At 75.2% G+C, this 17,120-nt stretch carries 14 protein-coding genes; 10 read left to right on the forward strand and 4 right to left on the reverse strand.

Annotation, left to right across the window (positions count from 1 at the left end; translation table 11 throughout):
* The first annotated feature begins 4 nt into the window (after positions 1–4).
* Positions 5–1,243 carry a DUF4032 domain-containing protein gene (locus E4U92_RS08505; RefSeq protein WP_137299688.1) on the forward strand — a complete coding sequence of 413 codons (1,239 nt, stop codon included), beginning with the start codon at positions 5–7 and terminating at the stop codon, positions 1,241–1,243.
* Between the two features lie 25 nt (positions 1,244–1,268).
* Here E4U92_RS08505 and E4U92_RS08510 read toward each other — a convergent pair whose 3' ends face one another.
* Positions 1,269–2,141 (reverse strand): universal stress protein, encoded by an 873-nt coding sequence (locus E4U92_RS08510; RefSeq protein WP_137299689.1) that lies wholly within the window; start codon positions 2,139–2,141, stop codon positions 1,269–1,271.
* A gap of 113 nt (positions 2,142–2,254) precedes the next feature.
* Here E4U92_RS08510 and E4U92_RS08515 point away from each other — a divergent pair, with 113 nt between their 5' ends.
* The 7 genes from E4U92_RS08515 to E4U92_RS08545 all read left to right on the forward strand — a co-directional run bounded on the left by E4U92_RS08515 (position 2,255) and on the right by E4U92_RS08545 (position 12,153).
* Positions 2,255–2,614, forward strand: coding sequence for a VOC family protein (locus E4U92_RS08515; RefSeq protein WP_137299690.1), 360 nt, complete (start codon positions 2,255–2,257; stop codon positions 2,612–2,614).
* A gap of 125 nt (positions 2,615–2,739) precedes the next feature.
* Positions 2,740–4,416, forward strand: a complete 1,677-nt coding sequence (locus E4U92_RS08520) for an NAD(P)/FAD-dependent oxidoreductase (RefSeq protein ID WP_137299691.1) — start codon at positions 2,740–2,742, stop codon at positions 4,414–4,416.
* Positions 4,413–5,888 carry an ATP-binding protein gene (locus E4U92_RS08525; RefSeq protein ID WP_137299692.1) on the forward strand — a complete coding sequence of 492 codons (1,476 nt, stop codon included), beginning with the start codon at positions 4,413–4,415 and terminating at the stop codon, positions 5,886–5,888. Before E4U92_RS08520 ends, E4U92_RS08525 begins: the two co-directional genes overlap by 4 nt.
* The gene (locus tag E4U92_RS08530) at positions 5,885–6,238 is read left to right on the forward strand and encodes a UBP-type zinc finger domain-containing protein (RefSeq protein WP_137299693.1); all 354 of its coding nucleotides are present in this window, start codon (positions 5,885–5,887) and stop codon (positions 6,236–6,238) included. Before E4U92_RS08525 ends, E4U92_RS08530 begins: the two co-directional genes overlap by 4 nt.
* 92 nt (positions 6,239–6,330) lie before the next feature.
* Positions 6,331–9,291 carry a helix-turn-helix transcriptional regulator gene (locus tag E4U92_RS08535; RefSeq protein ID WP_137299694.1) on the forward strand — a complete coding sequence of 987 codons (2,961 nt, stop codon included), beginning with the start codon at positions 6,331–6,333 and terminating at the stop codon, positions 9,289–9,291.
* A gap of 112 nt (positions 9,292–9,403) precedes the next feature.
* Positions 9,404–10,372 carry a threonine/serine dehydratase family protein gene (locus E4U92_RS08540; protein ID WP_137299695.1) on the forward strand — a complete coding sequence of 323 codons (969 nt, stop codon included), beginning with the start codon at positions 9,404–9,406 and terminating at the stop codon, positions 10,370–10,372.
* A 128-nt stretch (positions 10,373–10,500) separates the two neighbouring features.
* Positions 10,501–12,153 (forward strand): serine/threonine-protein kinase, encoded by a 1,653-nt coding sequence (locus E4U92_RS08545; protein WP_137299696.1) that lies wholly within the window; start codon positions 10,501–10,503, stop codon positions 12,151–12,153.
* Positions 12,154–12,173: 20 nt separating this feature from the next.
* Here the strand turns inward: E4U92_RS08545 and E4U92_RS08550 are convergent, their stop codons facing one another.
* Complete coding sequence (locus tag E4U92_RS08550) at positions 12,174–13,601, reverse strand: serine hydrolase domain-containing protein (protein WP_137299697.1); 1,428 nt, start codon at positions 13,599–13,601, stop codon at positions 12,174–12,176.
* Between the two features lie 116 nt (positions 13,602–13,717).
* On the opposite strand from E4U92_RS08550, the gene E4U92_RS08555 reads away from it, so the two are divergent.
* Together E4U92_RS08555 and E4U92_RS08560 are read left to right on the forward strand one after the other, a co-directional pair.
* Complete coding sequence (locus tag E4U92_RS08555) at positions 13,718–14,689, forward strand: LLM class F420-dependent oxidoreductase (protein WP_137299698.1); 972 nt, start codon at positions 13,718–13,720, stop codon at positions 14,687–14,689.
* Positions 14,690–14,810: 121 nt separating this feature from the next.
* Complete coding sequence (locus tag E4U92_RS08560) at positions 14,811–15,440, forward strand: DUF2238 domain-containing protein (RefSeq protein ID WP_137299699.1); 630 nt, start codon at positions 14,811–14,813, stop codon at positions 15,438–15,440.
* A gap of 45 nt (positions 15,441–15,485) precedes the next feature.
* Here E4U92_RS08560 and E4U92_RS08565 read toward each other — a convergent pair whose 3' ends face one another.
* Positions 15,486–15,911, reverse strand: a complete 426-nt coding sequence (locus E4U92_RS08565) for a DUF6328 family protein (RefSeq protein WP_137300126.1) — start codon at positions 15,909–15,911, stop codon at positions 15,486–15,488.
* 217 nt (positions 15,912–16,128) lie between these two features.
* Entirely contained in the window at positions 16,129–17,112 is a 984-nt protein-coding gene (locus E4U92_RS08570; protein WP_137299700.1) for an aldo/keto reductase, read from the reverse strand.
* Positions 17,113–17,120 lie beyond the last annotated feature (8 nt).

Genomic DNA, 17,120 nt, shown 5'->3' on the forward strand with positions numbered 1-17,120 from the left:
GTCCATGGCTCTGCAGATCAGCGCGACCAACCCGGAGCACCCGGCGCTGCTCCTGGAACTGCCCTGGCAGCTCCCGCTGGAGGAGTGGCCGGAGGACGTCCTGGTCCCCCTGCCCCGCGGCATCTCCCGCCACGTCGTGCGCTACGCCCGCGCCGGCGAGGAGGTCATCGCCGTCAAGGAGCTCGCCGAGCGGCCCGCGCTGCGCGAGTACGAGCTGCTGCGCGACCTCGACCGGCTCGGCATCCCCGCCGTGGACCCGCTCGCCGTGGTCACCGGCCGCACGGACGGGGCCGGCGAGCCCCTGGAACCGGTGCTCGTCACCCGGCACCTGGGCGGCTCCATGCCGTACCGCTCGATGTTCGAGACGACCATGCGGCCCGCGACCATGCACCGGCTCATGGACGCCCTCGCCGTCCTGCTGGTGCGCCTGCACCTCGCGGGGTTCGCCTGGGGCGACTGCTCGCTGTCCAACACGCTCTTCCGGCGCGACGCGGGCGCCTACGCCGCCTACCTCGTGGACGCCGAGACCGGCGACCTGCACCCCCGGCTCAGCCCCGGCCAGCGCGACTACGACCTCGACCTGGCCCGGGTGAACATCAGCGGCGAGCTGCTCGACCTGGAGGCCTCCGGCGCGCTGCACCCGTCGGTGGACCCGATCGCGTTCGGCCAGGAGATCTGCGCCCGCTACCGCGGACTGTGGGAGGAGCTGACCCGCACGTCCGTCTACCCGGCGGGCAAGTACCACTACATCGAGCGCCGGATACGCCGGCTCAACGAGCTCGGCTTCGACGTGGCCGAGATGCAGATCGAGCACTCCTCCAACGGCCACACGGTGACCTTCGTGCCGAAGGTCGTCGACGCCGGCCACCACCAGCGCCAGCTGCTGCGGCTGACCGGCCTGGACGCCGAGGAGAACCAGGCGCGGCGGCTGCTGAACGACCTGGAGAGCTGGATGGCCACCCAGGACGACCACGCCCCCGGCGACCCGCTCGCCGCCCGGCCCGAGGTGCTGGCGCACCGGTGGGTGCGGGACGTCTTCCGCCCCACCGTGCGCTCCGTGCCGGTCGAGCTGCGCGGCTCGATGGACCCGGCGGAGATCTACCACGAGCTGCTGGAGCACCGCTGGTACCTGTCCGAGCGCGCCCAGCACGACATCGGGCTCGACACGGCCGTCGAGGACTACATCACGAACATCCTCCCCAAGGCCCGCGAGACCCTGGCACCGACCGTCCCCGAGGACTGAGCCGCGGCCGCGTCGACCGGCCGCCTCAGCGCGGCGGGACGACCGCCACCGGGCAGTCGGCGTGGTGCAGCATCCCGTGCGCCACGGACCCGATCCGGGCGCCGATGGCGGTGCGGTGCGCGCGGCGGCCGACGACCAGGAGCTGGGCCCGGCCGGACACCGACAGCAGCACCTGGGCCGCGCTGCCCATCTCCACGTGCTCGACGACCGGCACGTCCGGGAACCGCTCCCGCCACGGTGCCAGCGCCGCCGCGAGCGCCTGCCGCTCGAACGGCTCCAGGCCGCCCGCCTCGTCGAGCAGCCGCAGCGAGCCGGGGCTGTAGGCGAACACCGGCGGCAGCGTCCAGGCCCGCACGGCCCGCACCGAGGCGCCACGCGCGGCGGCCGTCTCGAACGCGAACCGCAGGGCGGCCGCGCTGTCCTCGGGCTCGCCCTGCTGGCCGACGACGACCTCGTGCCCGGCCACCTCGTCGGACGCCTTGTCGCCGGAGCGCACCGACACCACGGGGCAGGCGGCCTCGGTGATCGCCTGCTGGCCGACGGAGCCCAGCAGGAACCCGACGAACGGGCCGTGGCCGCGCGAGCCGAGGACCAGCATCCCGGCTCCCCGGGCGGCGTCCAGGAGCGTGTCGGCGGGCGGGCCCTCCAGCACGTCGGTGGTCACCTCCAGCGCGGGGTGCCGTCCGGCGACCGTGCGTACCGCTCCCGCGACGCCCTCGCGCACCCAGCGCTCCTGGGAGGCGCGGTCCGCCACGTCGGGCGCCGCGTCCGGCTGGAACTCCCAGACGTGCACGACGCGCAGCGCCGCGTCCCGTCGTACGGCCTCGCGGGCCGCCCAGGCGAGCGCGGCGAGGCTCTCGTCCGTCCCGTCGACTCCCGCGGTGATCGGGCCCGTCATGCGGCTGCTCCTCGTGTTCGTGTGTGCGTTTGTGTGTCTGCGTGTCTGCGTCAGGGGTGGCGTGATCGAAAACGTCTCGCACAGTGTTCCCCACCGTGCCTACGCTGACCGTCATGACGCTGGAATGGGAGCAGGTCGTCGTCGACGCGCACGATCCGCGGGCGCTGGGCCGCTGGTGGGCCGAGGCGCTCGGCTGGGCGGTGGTCGACGACAGCCCCGACGAGTACGAGATCCGGCCCGCGCCCGACCGGCTGCCCGGCCTGCTGTTCGGCCGCAGCCCCGACGGCAAGGCGGGCAAGAACCGGCTGCACCTGGACTTCCGGCCCGTGGACCAGCGCGCGGAGGTCGAGCGGCTGCTGGCGCTCGGCGCCCGGCACGCCGACGTCGGCCAGAGCGGCGACGAGCCCTGGGTGGTGCTCGCCGACCCCGAGGGCAACGAGTTCTGCGTGCTCGGACCCCGCCGGCAGTCCTGAGCACTTACCGCAGACCGGCACCGGACAGCACGACACGACGATCGAACATACGATGGGCAGCGAGCCGGCCCGGCGACCCCGGCGGGTCACCGGCCGCACTGCCGATCACTCGGGGTGGGAGACGTATGGCACAGGCCGCCGAGACCGCGCGGACCGTCATCCTGACCGTGGACGACGACCCGGGTGTCTCCCGTGCCGTCGCCCGTGACCTCAGGCGCCGCTACGGCGCCTCGTACCGCGTCGTGCGCGCGGAGTCCGGCGAGTCGGCGCTGGAGGCGCTGCGCGAGCTGAAGCTGCGCGGCGACCTGGTCGCCGTGATCCTGGCCGACTACCGGATGCCGCAGATGAACGGCATCGAGTTCCTGGAGCAGGCGCTGGACGTCTACCCGGGTGCGCGCCGGGTGCTGCTGACCGCGTACGCGGACACCAACGCGGCGATCGACGCGATCAACGTCGTCGACCTCGACCACTACCTGCTCAAGCCGTGGGACCCGCCGGAGGAGAAGCTGTACCCGGTGGTGGACGACCTGCTGGAGGCGTGGCGCGCGAGCGACCACCGGCCGGTGCCCAGCACCAAGGTGGTCGGGCACCGCTGGTCGGCGCGGTCCTCGGAGGTCCGCGAGTTCCTGGCCCGCAACCAGGTGCCCTACCGCTGGTACTCCTCCGACGAGCCCGAGGGACGGCGGCTGCTGAAGGCGGCCGGACAGGACGGGCAGCGGCTGCCGCTGGTCGTCACCCCCGACGGCGGCACCCTTCTCGAGCCGGACCCACCCGAGCTGGCCGCGCACGTCGGCCTGGCGACGACCCCGACCGCCGAGTTCTACGACCTGGTCGTGATCGGCGGCGGCCCGGCGGGCCTCGGCTCCGCCGTGTACGGGGCCTCCGAGGGCCTGCGCACGGTGCTGGTGGAGCGGTCGGCCACCGGCGGGCAGGCGGGACAGAGCTCCCGCATCGAGAACTACCTCGGCTTCCCCGACGGCGTCTCCGGCGCCCAGCTCACCGACCGGGCCCGGCGGCAGGCCGCCAAGTTCGGCGCCGAGATCCTCACCGCGCGCGAGGTGACCGGTCTGGAGGTCAACGGCGCCGCCCGGGTCGTCCGGTTCTCCGACGGCTCGGCGATCGCCGCGCACAGCGTGATCCTCGCGACGGGCGTGTCCTACCGCCAGCTCACGGCACCCGGCTGCGACACCCTGACCGGGTGCGGGGTGTACTACGGCTCGGCGCTCACCGAGGCGCCCGCCTGCCAGGGCCAGGACGTCTACATCGTCGGCGGCGCCAACTCGGCCGGACAGGCGGCGATGTACCTCGCCAAGGGCGCCAAGTCGGTGACGCTGCTGGTGCGCGGGCCCGACCTGTCGGCGTCGATGTCGCACTACCTGATCCAGCAGATCGAGGAGGCGCCCAACATCTCGGTGCGCGCCCGGACCGTCGTCGAGGCCGCGCACGGGCCCGAGCGGCTGGAGCAGCTCACGCTGCGCGACGTGGACACCGGGGAGAGCGAACTCGTCGACGCGCAGTGGCTGTTCGTGTTCATCGGCGCCGCGCCGCTGACCGACTGGCTGGACGGCACGGTGCTGCGCGACCCGCGCGGGTTCATCCTGGCCGGGCCCGACCTGACCGCCGACGGGCGCCCGCCGGCCGGCTGGGAGCTGGACCGGCCGCCGTACCACCTGGAGACCAACGTCCCCGGCGTGTTCGTGGCGGGCGACGCGCGGGCGGAGTCCGCCAAGCGCGTCGCGTCCGCCGTGGGAGAGGGAGCCATGGCCGTGATGCTCGTCCACCGCTACCTGGAGCAGTCATGAGCGGGCAGCCGATGCCGTGCAGCCCGGGTGAGGTCGGCTCCCTGTTCCTGTTCGAGAAGCTGTCCCCCGAGCAGTTGGGGCGGCTGTGCGCCGAGGGCCGGGTGGAGCGGTTCGAGCCGGGGCCCGTCTACACCGAGGGCGACCCGGCGACGTGCTTCTACGTGATGATCGAGGGCACCGTGGTGCTCTCCCGCCGGGTCGGCGGCGACGACATCGAGGTCAGCCGCACCTCCCAGCGCGGGGTGTACGCGGGCGCCATGCAGGCGTACCTCGGGGACCGGGTGCCGCAGGTCTACAACAACTCGATGCGGGTGACCGAGCCGACCCGGTTCTTCGTGCTGCCCGCCGAGTCGTTCGCGGCGGTCATGCAGGAGTGGTTCCCGATGGCCGCGCACCTGCTGGAGGGCCTGTTCTTCGGGTCGAAGAACACCCAGCGGGCCATCGGGCAGCGCGAACGGCTGCTCGCCCTCGGCTCGTTGTCGGCGGGGCTCACGCACGAGCTGAACAACCCGGCGGCGGCCGCCGTCCGCGCCACCGCCACGCTGCGCGAGCGGGTGGCGAAGATGCGGCACAAGCTCGGCGTCATCGCCTCCGGGGCGTACGACCCGGAGGCGCTGGCCCGGCTCATCGAGATCCAGGAGCGCACGGCCGAACGGGTCGCCAAGGCACCGACGTTGAGCCCGCTGGAGGCGTCCGACCGGGAGGACACCCTCACCGACTGGCTCGACGACCACGACATCGCCGAGGGCTGGCGGATCGCGCCGACCTTCGTGCAGGCCGGTCTCGACGTGGACTGGCTGGAGCAGGTCGCCGCCGCGGTGGACGAGGAGATCCTGCCCGGGGCGGTCGGGTGGCTCAACTACACCGTCGAGACCGAGCTGCTGATGAGCGAGATCGAGGACTCCACCACCCGCATCTCGCACCTCGTGGACGCCGCCAAGCAGTACTCGCAGCTCGACCGCGCCCCCTACCGGGTGGTCGACGTCCACGAACTGCTCGACAGCACCCTGGTGATGCTGTCCGGGAAGATCGGGCAGCGCATCCAGGTGGTCAAGGACTACGACCGCACGCTCCCGCCGGTCCCCGCCTACCCGGCGGAGCTCAACCAGGTGTGGACGAACCTCGTGGACAACGCGGTCTTCGCGATGAACGGCGACGGGGGCGGCGGCACGCTCACGGTGCGCACCGCGCGCGACGGCGACCGGGCGCTGGTCGAGTTCCGCGACACCGGTCCCGGGGTGCCGGCCGACATCCGCGGCCGCATCTTCGACCCGTTCTTCACCACCAAGCCCGTCGGCGAGGGCACCGGTCTGGGCCTGGACATCTCCTGGCGGATCGTCGTCAACAAGCACCACGGCAGCCTCCAGGTCGAGTCGGTGCCGGGCGACACCCGCTTCCAGGTGCTGCTGCCGCTGACCGCGCCGGAACCCGAGACCGCACCCCAGCCCGAGACCACCGAGGAGCCGGTATGACCCAGCCCGACGCGATCGACCCGAGCGTGCCGCCGAGCGGCGACGGCTGCGTGGAGTGCGACGCCGCCGGCGGCTGGTGGTTCCACCTGCGGCGCTGCGCCCGGTGCGGGCACGTCGGCTGCTGCGACTCCTCCCCCGCGCAGCACGCCACGGCGCACTTCCGGGCCACCGGGCACCCTGTGGTGCAGAGCTTCGAGCCGGGCGAGGAGTGGTTCTGGGACTACTCCACCGAGGAGCTGTACGAGTCGGGGCCCGAGCTGGCCGGGCCCGGGAGCCACCCCGCCGACCAGCCGGCCCCGGGTCCCGCGGGACGGGTCCCGGCGGACTGGGCCGGCGCGCTGCATCGGTGACGTCCGCCTCCCGCACGGTCCCCCGCCCGCCGGGGGACGGCGGCCCCGGCCGGGCCCCGGGCGCTGTCGGTGCCGCGTGCCAGGATGGGGGCGTGGCAGAGACGTTCGGCACCCCGCTCATCGGCCGGGACGAGGAAGTGGCCCGGCTGTGGGGCGTGCTGGAGCGCGCGCGGGCCGGGGAGGCGCGGGCCGTCCTGGTCGCCGGTGACGCGGGCGTGGGCAAGACCCGGACGCTGACCGAGATCGCCGGCCGGGCCGCGCGCGCCGGGGTGACCGTGCTGACCGGGCACTGCGTCGACCTGGGCGACGTGGGCCTGCCGTACCTGCCGTTCACCGAGGTGCTGGGCGCGGTGGCCGCCGACGAGCGGCTGGCGCCGGTGCTCGCCGCGCACCCCGAGGCCGAGCGGATGCTCGGCGGCGGCACCGACGCCGTGCGGGACGTGGGCGGACGGTTGCGGCTGTTCGAGGGGATGGCCGCGCTGCTGGCGGACCTGTCGGACGCGGCGCCGGTCCTGCTCGTGCTGGAGGACCTGCACTGGGCCGACCAGTCCTCGCGGGACCTGCTGCGGTTCCTGCTCAGCCGGGGCGTGCTCCAGCCCGCGACGGGCGGCACGGCGGGCCACCGGCTGGCGGTGCTCGCCTCCTACCGCGCGGACGACCTGCACCGGCGCCACCCCCTGCGGCCGCTGCTGGCCGAGCTGGTGCGGCTGCCCGCGGTGGAGCGCCTGGAGCTGCGGCCGCTCGCCGACGCCGAGGTGGCGCGGCTGGTGCGGTCGGTGGAGGACCGGCCGCTGCCGGACGCCACCGTGCGCCGGATCGTCGAGCGCGCCGAGGGCAACGCCTTCTACGCCGAGGAGCTGGTCGCGGCGACCGGCTCCGAGGGCGGCGGAGTGCCCAGCGGGCTCGCCGACGTCCTGCTCATCCGCGTGGAGCAGCTCTCCGACACGGCCCAGCAGGTGCTGCGCACGGCGGCCGTGGCGGGCCGGCGGGTGGAGCACGACCTGCTGCGGGACGCGGTCGGGCTGCCCGACGACGCGCTGGAGTCGGCGCTGCGCGAGGCCGTCGGCCACCAGCTCCTGGTAGCCGGGGAGCGCGACACGTACACCTTCCGGCACGCCCTCGCGCGCGAGGCGGTCTACGGCGACCTGCTGCCGGGCGAACGGGCGCGGCTGCACGGCGCGTTCGCGCGGCTGCTGGCCGGGCGGGGCCCCGCGGCGGAGACCGCGGCCGAGCGGGCCCACCACTACCGCGAGAGCCACGACCCGGCCGCGGCGCTCGCCGCCTCCCTGGAGGCCGCCGGCCACGCCCAGCGGGTCGGCGCGCCCGCCGAGGAGCTGCGGCACCTGGAGGCGGCGCTGGACCTGTGGGAGGCGGTGGCCGCGGCGGACCGGCCGACGGGCGACGGCGTCGACCGGGTCAGGCTGATGCTGCGGGCCTCGGCCGCGGCCGCGCACGCCGGGGAGTCGCACCGCGCGGTGGCGCTGACCCGGGCCGCGCTGGCGGGCGTGGGGCAGGACGCCGACTCCGAACTCGCCGCCCGCGTGCGCTACACGCTCGCCGGGAACCTCATCGGCGTCGACAGCCTCCGGGCCGCCTACGCCTACAGCAGCGAGGCGCTGGAGATGATCCCCGCCGAGCCGCCGTCGCCGACGTGGGTGTGGGCGGCGGCCACGCACGTGCTGGCGGCGCGGCAGGTCGGCGACGACGACACCGCGCTGCGGGTCGGCCGGCGGGCACTGGCCGTCGCCGAGCGGCTCAGGGTGACGGACGCGCAGGCGGACCTGCTGGTCTCCCTCGCCAACCTGGAGGGCGACGGCCGCCGTTCCCCCGAGGGCCGGGTCCGGCTGACCGAGGCCCGGGAGCTGGCCCGGCGCGCGGGCAACGCGCCCGTGGAGCTGCGGGCGCTGTACAACCTGGCGGTCGGCGCCTACGAGTTCGGGGAGCTGGAGGAGAGCCTGCCGTGGCTGGCCGAGGGCCTGGACCGGGCCCGGCGGGCGGGGCTGCTGTCGTCGCCGTACCCGATGGAGATGCGGTACCTGCAACTGGTGGTGCTGTACACGCTGGGCCGGTGGGACGCGTGCGTGACGGCCGCGGAGGCCGACGCGGCGGTGCTGCCCGCGTCGGGCGGCTACACCGTGGCCCCGGCGCTGCACGTGGCCCTGGCGCGCGGGGAACTGGACGGCGCCGCCGGCCGGGCGCGCGCGCTGCTCGAGGGGCCGTTCGACTGGATGGCCACGCTGGTCGCGGGCATCGCGCTGACCGACGCGGCCGCGCTGCGCGGGGACGCCGAGGCGGCGGTGGCCCAGGTACGCACGACGGTGGACGCCCTGACCGACGTCACGGGCACCCGCCCGGACGTGGCCGTGCGGCTGGCCGCGCTGGCCCTCGCCGCGGTCGCCGACACGGCGGTGCAGGCGCGCCTCACCGGCGACGAGGACGCGGCGGGCCGGTGGGCGGGCACGGCGCGGGAGCTGGCCGACCTGGCCCGCGAGCGGGCGCTGCGCGGTGCGACCGGCCGGCCGCAGGGCCCGGAGGGGATGGCCTGGCTGGCCCGCGCCGAGGCGGAGGAGACCCGTGCCGTGACCGGCCCGGACCCGGCGGCCTGGGAGAAGGCCGTCGCCGCGTTCGCCTACGGCGACGCCTACGAGCGGGCGCGCTGCCGGCTGCGGTACGCGGAGGCGCTGCTGGTGGCCGAGCGGCGCGAGGAGGCGGCCGGGGAGGCCCGCGCCGTGCGGGAGACGGCCGTACGGCTGGGGGCGCGGCCGCTGCTGGAACGGGTGGACGCGCTGGTCCGCCGGGGACGGCTGGGCGAGGGCACGGGGGCGCCGCAGCGGACGTCGGTGCTCACGGCCCGGGAGGGCGACGTGCTGCGGCTGCTGGCGCTCGGGCGCAGCAACCGGCAGATCGGCGAGGAGCTGTTCATCAGCGGCAAGACGGCCAGCGTCCACGTCTCCAACATCCTGGCGAAGCTGGGCGCGGGCAGCCGCACGGAGGCGGTGGCGATCGCCTACCGGGAGGGGCTGATCACGCCCGGGGCGGTCGCGTCGGGCTGAGGCGGGCCACCGGAACCGGGCGGCGCCGGACCGCGGTTGACCTGGCCCCCCGCGCCGGGTGAGGGTGCCCTCGGGCGCGGATCTCCGTTCCGCGCCGGAAGGGTGAACCGCCTTGATCGGCATCTCCGACATCGAAGCCGCCGCGGACGTGATCGCCGCACACGTGATCCGCACGCCCACCGTGCCGAGCCCCGGGCTCACCGCGCTGCTCGGCGCCCCCGTCACGGCGAAGCTCGAACTGCTCCAGCGCACCGGCTCGTTCAAGTCGCGCGGCGCGACGGCCAAGCTGCTCTCGCTGAGCGGGGCCGAGCGGGCCGCGGGCGTCGTCGCGGTCAGCGGCGGCAACCACGGGATCGCCGTGGCCCACATGGCCGGTGCGCTCCACGTGAAGGCGACGATCGTCATGCCGCGCTCGGCGCCGGCCCGCGCCGTGCGGATCGCCGAGGCGGCGGGCGCCTCGGTGCGGCTGACCGACACCATGGACGGGGCGTTCGAGCTGGTGGGCCGGCTGCGCGACGAAGGGCTCACGCTGGTCCACCCGTTCGACGATCCGCTGGTCGTCGCGGGCCAGGGCACGGTGGGCCTGGAGCTCGCCGAGGACGCCGGCGAGCTCACCGACGTGCTGGTCAGCATCGGGGGTGGCGGGCTGATCGCCGGTGTCGCCGCCGCGCTGCGCGCCCGGCGGCCCGGGCTGCGGATCTGGGGCGTGGAGACCGAGGGCGCCGAGGCCATGTCGCGGGCGCTGGCGGCGGGCGGCCCGGTGCCGGTCGCGCTCTCCTCGGTCGTGTCCACGCTCAGTGCCCCGGCGGTCTCCGAGCTGACGTACGCGCACGTCTCGGCGCTGGTCGACGAGGTGCTGGTGGTCCCCGACGGGGAGGCGGTGGCGGGCACCCTCGACTTCGCGGAGCACGCCAAGCTGTGGACCGAGCCGGCGGCGGGCTGTCTGCTGCCGGCGGCCCGCCGGGTCCTGGAGCGGGTCGGCGAGGGGGCGAAGCTGGGCCTGGTGGTCTGCGGCGGCAACGCCACGACGGGGGACGTCCTGGGGTGGGCGGAGCGCTTCGGACTGCGCCGACCGAGCTGAGGGGCCGCCGGGCCGCACGGGTTGACTGAACAAAAGACAGGAATCGCGCCGGATGTGCGGTTCCGTTGAACGCTCGCCGTCCCGGCCGTCGTACCACTGGGCAAGGAGAGTCCGGGGTTCAGCGAGGGATGACCATGGCCGAGGCGCACGGCTCCACCGATGAGTTGGTCGCCGGGAGGTACCGGCTCCTCGACGTCGTGCACCGCGAGACGCACCGCGTCAGCTGGTACGGCGAGGACGCCGACGGCGCCGGGCGGGGCCGCCCCTGTCTGGTCACCCGCGTCCGGCTGCCCCCGGACACCGGCGAGGAGGACATGCGCCGGGCCGCCGAGCGGATGGTGCGCATGTCCCGGACGATGGCCCGGCTGTGCCCCGGCCGGATCGCCGCCGTCCTCGACGCGGTCGTGGACCGCACCGCGCTGTGGACCGTCACCGAGTGGATCGACGGCCGGCCGCTGGGCCAGCTCATGGAGCAGAAGGGGGCCTTCCACCCGGTCCGGGCGGCGGCCGTCGGGCTGGAGGTCCTCGAGGTGCTGGAGGCCGCCCACGCGCAGGGCATCACCCACGGCGAGCTGAGCCCCGGTCAGGTGTTCGTGCGGGACCGGGGTCCCGTGGTGCTGACCGGTTTCGGCCTCGCCGGGGCGGGCCTCGTGCCGCGCGTCGCCGCCCCGTCGTACGCCTCCCCCGAGCAGGCCCGCGACGAGCGGATCGGGCCCGCCGCCGACCTGTGGGCGCTGGGCGCGATGCTCTACGCGATGGTCGAGGGCCGGCCGCCGTACCGGGACCGGGACCGGCCCGAGGCGACGCTGCGGGGTGTCGACCGGCTGCCGTTGCGCACCCCGCTGCGCGCGGGACCGCTCGGCCCGACGGTGCAGGGCCTGCTGCGCAAGGACTCCCGGGAGCGGCCGAACCGGGCCGAGGTCCGCACGGCGCTGGCCCGCGTCCTGGACGCCGAACCGCACGCCCTGTGCGCGCACGGGCTGCGGCGCGCGTACGTCGCCGCGCGCCGCGCGGGCCCGCACCACCGCGGCGGCCGGGCCATGGCGCTGGGCACCGCGCTGGCCGTCCTGACCGTGGCGGTGGCCGCGCTGGCCGTGACGCGGCAGGTGCCGGGCACCGACGACGGGGCGTCCGACAGCGGCCCGGACCGGGCGTCGGCCTCGGCGCCCCCCGCCCCGGCCCCGTCCCCCTCCGCTGCGGAGCCCTCCGCGCCGGAGCCGTCCGCGTCGCCCACGCCTACGCCGTCGTCGGGGGCGCCCGGGTCCACCCGGCCGACCCCGGCACCCCCGGGCGGCGCACCCTCGGACGGCGCCCTCCCGGCCGGCTTCACGCTGTACCGCGCTCCCGAGGGCTTCTCCGTCGCGCTGCCCGACGGCTGGCGGCGCCTGGACACCACGCGCCAGGCCGGGCTCGCCTACCGGGTCACCTTCGGCGCGCGGGACGATCCGCGCACGCTCGCGGTCACCTACAGCGAGCGCGTCGGACCGGACCCGGTCGCGGTGTGGCGCGACGACGTCGAGCCCGGGCTCCGGCAGCTCGCCGGGTTCCGGCGCGTCGGGGAGATCCGGGCGACGACGTACCAGGGCTACCGGGCCGCCGACATGGAGTGGCTCTCGGACGCCTACGGCACCCGGGTGCGCACGTTCGGCCGGGGGTTCCTGCTCGGCGGGCACCGCGGCTTCTCGCTGCGCTGGACCACGCCCGCCGCCGACTGGGACCGGGCGGCGAACGAGCGGGCGCTGGCCACCGCCCTGAGGACGTTCCGGCCGGGCGGCACCTGAGAGCGGCCGCGGCCCCGCCCTCAGTTCGGCGCGCGCAGCCGGTGCAGGGACGGGCCGTGCAGCGGGGTGGTGTCCCAGCGGGCGCCGAGCGCGCGGTCGGACAGGGTGCAGGTCACGCGCAGCCGGTGCGGGGTCTCCAGGAACACGACGTCCACGGCGAGGCGGTCGCCGTCGCTCCAGCCGCCGCTGACCGCGAGGGGCAGCGGTGTCTCGGTCACCGACCAGCCGCCGGACCCGGGCCGCAGTTCCAGCGGCCGGCCGGCCTCGGTGAGCGTCACCGTCCAGCCGTCCGGCCCGGGGGCGACCACGGCGCCGGTCAGGCCGGGCACGTCGGCGCACCCGCCGTCGCCCGGGGTGAACGCGGCGCCCGACCAGGCGTCGGCCCGCTCCGGCGGTGCCGGCTTCCCGGGCACCGCCGGCAGGGCGAGTCGGTGCAGGCGCTCGGTCAGGGCGGCCTCGGCGTCCTCGCGCCCGGTGACGGGGGCGGGCCGGAAGGCGGGCAGCAGGTGGTCCCAGACCAGGCGCAGCAGGCCCTGCGTGTCGACGGCCGCCGCGGTCAGCGCGACCACGGCGTCGTGCTCGGGCAGCACCAGGGCGAACTGGCCGTAGGCGCCGTCGGCACGGTAGCCGTGCCGGGAGCGCCAGAACTGGAAGCCGTAGCCCAGGTCCCAGTCCTGCCGGTCGCCGTCGTCCATCGCCCCGGCCGTCGCGATGTGCTCCCGCGTCGCCTCGGCGATCCACTGTTCCGACAGCAGCCGCCGTCCCCGCCACTCCCCGCGGTTCAGGTGGAGCAGGCCCAGCCGGGCGAGCGCGTCGGTCGGGGCGTGCAGGCCGCTGAAGCCCAGCTCGCGGCCGGAGCGGTCGCGCAGCCAGGCGACGTCGCCGATGCCCAGCGGGTCGAGCAGGCGGGGACGCAGGTAGGCGGTCAGCGACTGTCCGGCGACGCGCTGGACGATCGCGGCGAGCGCGTAGGTGGCGGGCTGGTTGTAGGCGAACACGGTGCCGGGGTCCTGGTCGGGCGGCAGCAGCAGGAAGCCGCGCACGAGGTTCCCGGGGTCCAGGGCGCGGGCCCGGTCCAGGGTCTCGCCGGTGTGCCCGCTCGCCATCGCCGCCACGTGCCGGACGCGCAGCGCGCGGCTGCGCGGGTCGGTGATCTCGGCGTCGAGTTCCGGGAAGTACGACAGGACCGGGTCGTCGAGGCGGACCAGGCCCTCGTCGACGGCGAGGCCGGCGGCCGTGGCGGTGAAGCTCTTGCTGACGGAGTACAACAGGTGCCGGCGCTCCGGTGTGTACGGGGCCCACCAGCCGGCGGCGACGAGGTGCCCGTGGCGCAGGACCATCAGGCTGTGCGGCTCGATGCCGGGGGCCGTCTCGACGGCGTCGAGGAAGGCGAGGACACCGGAGGCGTCGACGCCCTGCGCGCCGGGGGTGCTCTGGGGCAGTGTCATGCCCACATCCTCACGCGGACGGCGGGCCGGGTTCGAGGGTGGCGCCGTGTGAGATGCGACGGATCCGCACCGGGCCGGGCCGTTTTCCCCCGCCCCGGTCCGGGGACTCGGGCCCCATGGTGCGAATCGGATACACGATGATGACCGAGCAGGCGGGCCCCCGTGAGCTCGTCGGGCACGTGGTGCGGGCCGAGGAGGTCGGCTACGACTTCTCGGTGACCTCGGACCACTACTTCCCGTGGCTGCGCGCGCAGGGCCACGCGCCGTACGCCTGGAGCGTCCTCGGGGCCGCGGCGCAGGCGACCACGCGGATCCCGCTGATGACCTACGTGACGTGTCCGAGCGTCCGCTACCACCCGGCCGTGGTCGCGCAGAAGGCGGCGACCATGCAGCTGCTGTCCGGCGGCCGGTTCCGGCTGGGCCTCGGCTCCGGGGAGAACCTCAACGAGCACGTGGTGGGCGGCGGCTGGCCGGCCGTGGACGTGCGGCACGAGATGCTCGAGGAGGCCGTGGAGATCATCCAGGCGCTCTTCAAGGGCGGCCATGTGACGCGGCACGGCACCCACTTCGACGTGGAGTCGGCCCGGCTGTGGGACCTGCCGGACGAGCCGCCGCCCATCGGGATCGCGGTCTCCGGTGAGCAGTCCTGCCGGCTGGCCGGGCGCTTCGCGGACCTGGTCATCGCCACCGAGCCCAAGGCGGGGCTGCTGGAGGCGTTCGACCGGCACGGCGGCGCGGGCAAGCCGCGGGTGGGCCAGCTCCCGGTGTGCTACGACACCGACCGGGACACGGCCGTGAAGCGGGCGCACGCGCAGTTCCGCTGGTTCGGCAGCGGCTGGAAGGTGAACGCCGAGCTGCCGCACCCGGACTCGTTCGAGGCGGCCACGCAGTTCGTGACGCCCGACGACGTCGCGGCGTCGATCCCGTGCGGCGACGACCCCGACGCATTCGTGGAGGCCGTACGGCCCTATGTGGAGGCCGGGTTCGACGAGGTCGCGCTGGTGCAGATCGGCGGGGACGCGCAGGAGCCGTTCCTGGACTGGTCGGAGAAGACCCTGCTGCCCGCGCTGCGTGAGGCGTTCGGCTGAGGGACGGCCGGGCACGGGGAGTGCGGCGGCGGGCGCCGGCTGAGTAGCCGTACTCATGCCGCCGCCGCGCCGCCGCGGCCACGATGAAGGCTCCGAAGCAACGGCCGACAAGGAGCCCTCGATGTCCCTCGTGCTCGCCGCCCCGCGCCGCGTCCTGCCCGCCCTCTCGGCGGCCGTGGTCGTCGCCGGACTGGCCCTGTCGGCCCGGCACGCCTACGACCCCACCACCTGGCTGCTGGAGACGGTGTGGGCGCTGGTCGGGCTGCCGCTGGTGGTGCTGACCTGGCGGCGGTTCCCGCTCACCGGGCTGCTGTGCGGGCTGCTCGCGGCCCACGCGCTGGTGCTGGCCCTGGGCGGGCACTACACCTACGCGCGCGTGCCGCTCGGCGACTGGGTGCGCGACACCTTCGGCCTGGCCCGCAACCCGTACGACCGCTTCGGGCACCTCATGCAGGGCTTCGTGCCCGCGATCCTGGTGCGGGAGCTGCTCAGCCGTACCTCTCCCCTGCGCGGCAGCCGCTGGCTGGCGCCCCTGACGGTGTGCGCCTGCCTGGCCTTCAGCGCCCTGTTCGAGATGTTCGAGTGGGCGGCCGCAGTGATCGGCGGACAGGCCGCCGACGCGTTCCTCGCCACCCAGGGCGATGTGTGGGACACGCAGTGGGACATGTTCTGCGCGCTGATCGGCGCCACCGTCTCGGTGCTGGTCCTCGGGCGGCTCCACGACCGCCAGCTCGCGGCGCTGGACCGCTGACCGCGTCGCCGCCGCGTCCGCGCCGGACGCGGCGGCGACGGCGGGTCACTGCGAGGTGTAGCGGCGCCGGGTCCACAGCGGCAGGATGAACCAGCACAGGCCGTACCACGCGACCACGGCGGCCACCAGGTACGGCACGAAGGCGTCGTGGGTGGCGACGCGCAGGATGAGCAGCAGCGAGGCGGTCATGGTGGCCAGCAGCAGGACCAGGCCGACCACGGTCAGCCGGGACGCCCACTGCACCGCCTGCGGCTTGACCCGGCGGCCGGAGACCAGGCGGTGCAGGGAGACCGGGCCGATGAGGGCGCCGGTCGCACAGGCGCCGAGGACCACGGTGACGATGTAGATGACCTGGTCCACGTCCTCCAGGCGGGCGTAGCGCGGGGTGAACACGACGGTCAGCAGGAAGCCGAAGAGGATCTGCACACCGGTCTGGGCGACGCGGATCTCCTGGATCAGCTCGCCCCACATCCGGTCGGCGCGCTCCTCCTCGGTCTCGTTGCGCCCTCTTCTTCGTTCGGCGTCGTCGCCTATGACCGCCACGGTCCGTCCTCCCCGGGTTCAGAGCCTGTTCGTCTGCCCTACCGCCTACCCCGTGGACGGCGATCTTCTCGCCGGTGGGCCGACCGGCCCGCGGAAGGTCTCCTCCGCGGGCCGGCGGCCGTGCTCGGCGAACTCTCCGGGGCGGCTACCAGCGGCCCTCGACCTGGTCCTTGATGCGGCGCTCGTACAGGTCCCGCACGGCGGCGAGCGTCTGTCCGGACAGCTCGGGCAGCCGGGCGGCAGCCGCGTTGGCGCGGGCCTGCTCGGGCGAACGGGCGCCGGGGATCACCGTGGTGACCCCGGGCTGGTCGATGATCCACCGCAGGGCGAGCTGGGCGGGGGTGTAGCCCTCGGGGGCGAGGGAGGAGAACTCGACGGCGGCCTCGACGCCGGTCTCGTAGTCGACGCCGGAGAAGGTCTCGCCCTGGTCGAAGGACTCGCCGTGCCGGTTGTAGGTGCGGTGGTCGTTCTCCGGGAAGACGGTGTCCTTGGTGTACTTGCCGGACAGCAGGCCGGAGGCCAGCGGCACCCGCGCGATGATGCCGACGCCGGCCGCGCGGGCCGCGGGGAGCACCTCGTACAGGGGCTTCATGCGGAACGGGTTGAGGATGATCTGCACGCTGGCGACGCCGGGCCGGGCGATCGCGGTCAGCGCCTCGGCGGTGGTCTCGACGCTGACCCCGTAGTGGGCGATGCGCTCCTCCTCGACGAGGGTGTCGAGGGCGTCGAAGACCTCGTCGGAGGAGTACACCGGGGTCGGCGGGCAGTGGAGCTGGACCAGGTCGATGCGGTCGACCCCGAGGTTGCGGCGGGAACGGTCGTTCCAGGCGCGGAAGTTGTCCAGCACGTAGTTCTCGGGGATCTGCTCGACGCGGCGGCCCATCTTGGTGGCCACCATCACGTGCAGGTCGGGGCGGCCGCTGAGGAACGCGGCGATGGTCTGCTCGCTGCGCCCGTCGCCGTAGACGTCGGCGGTGTCGAAGAAGGTCACCCCCGACTCGGCCGCCGCCTCCAGGACGGACAGGGCCGCCTTGTCGTCGACGTCGCCCCAGTCGGCGCCGAGCTGCCAGGTGCCGAGACCGACGACGGATGCATGCTGACCGGACCTGCCGAATGCGCGCTCTTCCATGGCGCCAG

The organism is Streptomyces galbus (genome assembly GCF_005280195.1).
Classification (GTDB): domain Bacteria; phylum Actinomycetota; class Actinomycetes; order Streptomycetales; family Streptomycetaceae; genus Streptomyces; species Streptomyces galbus.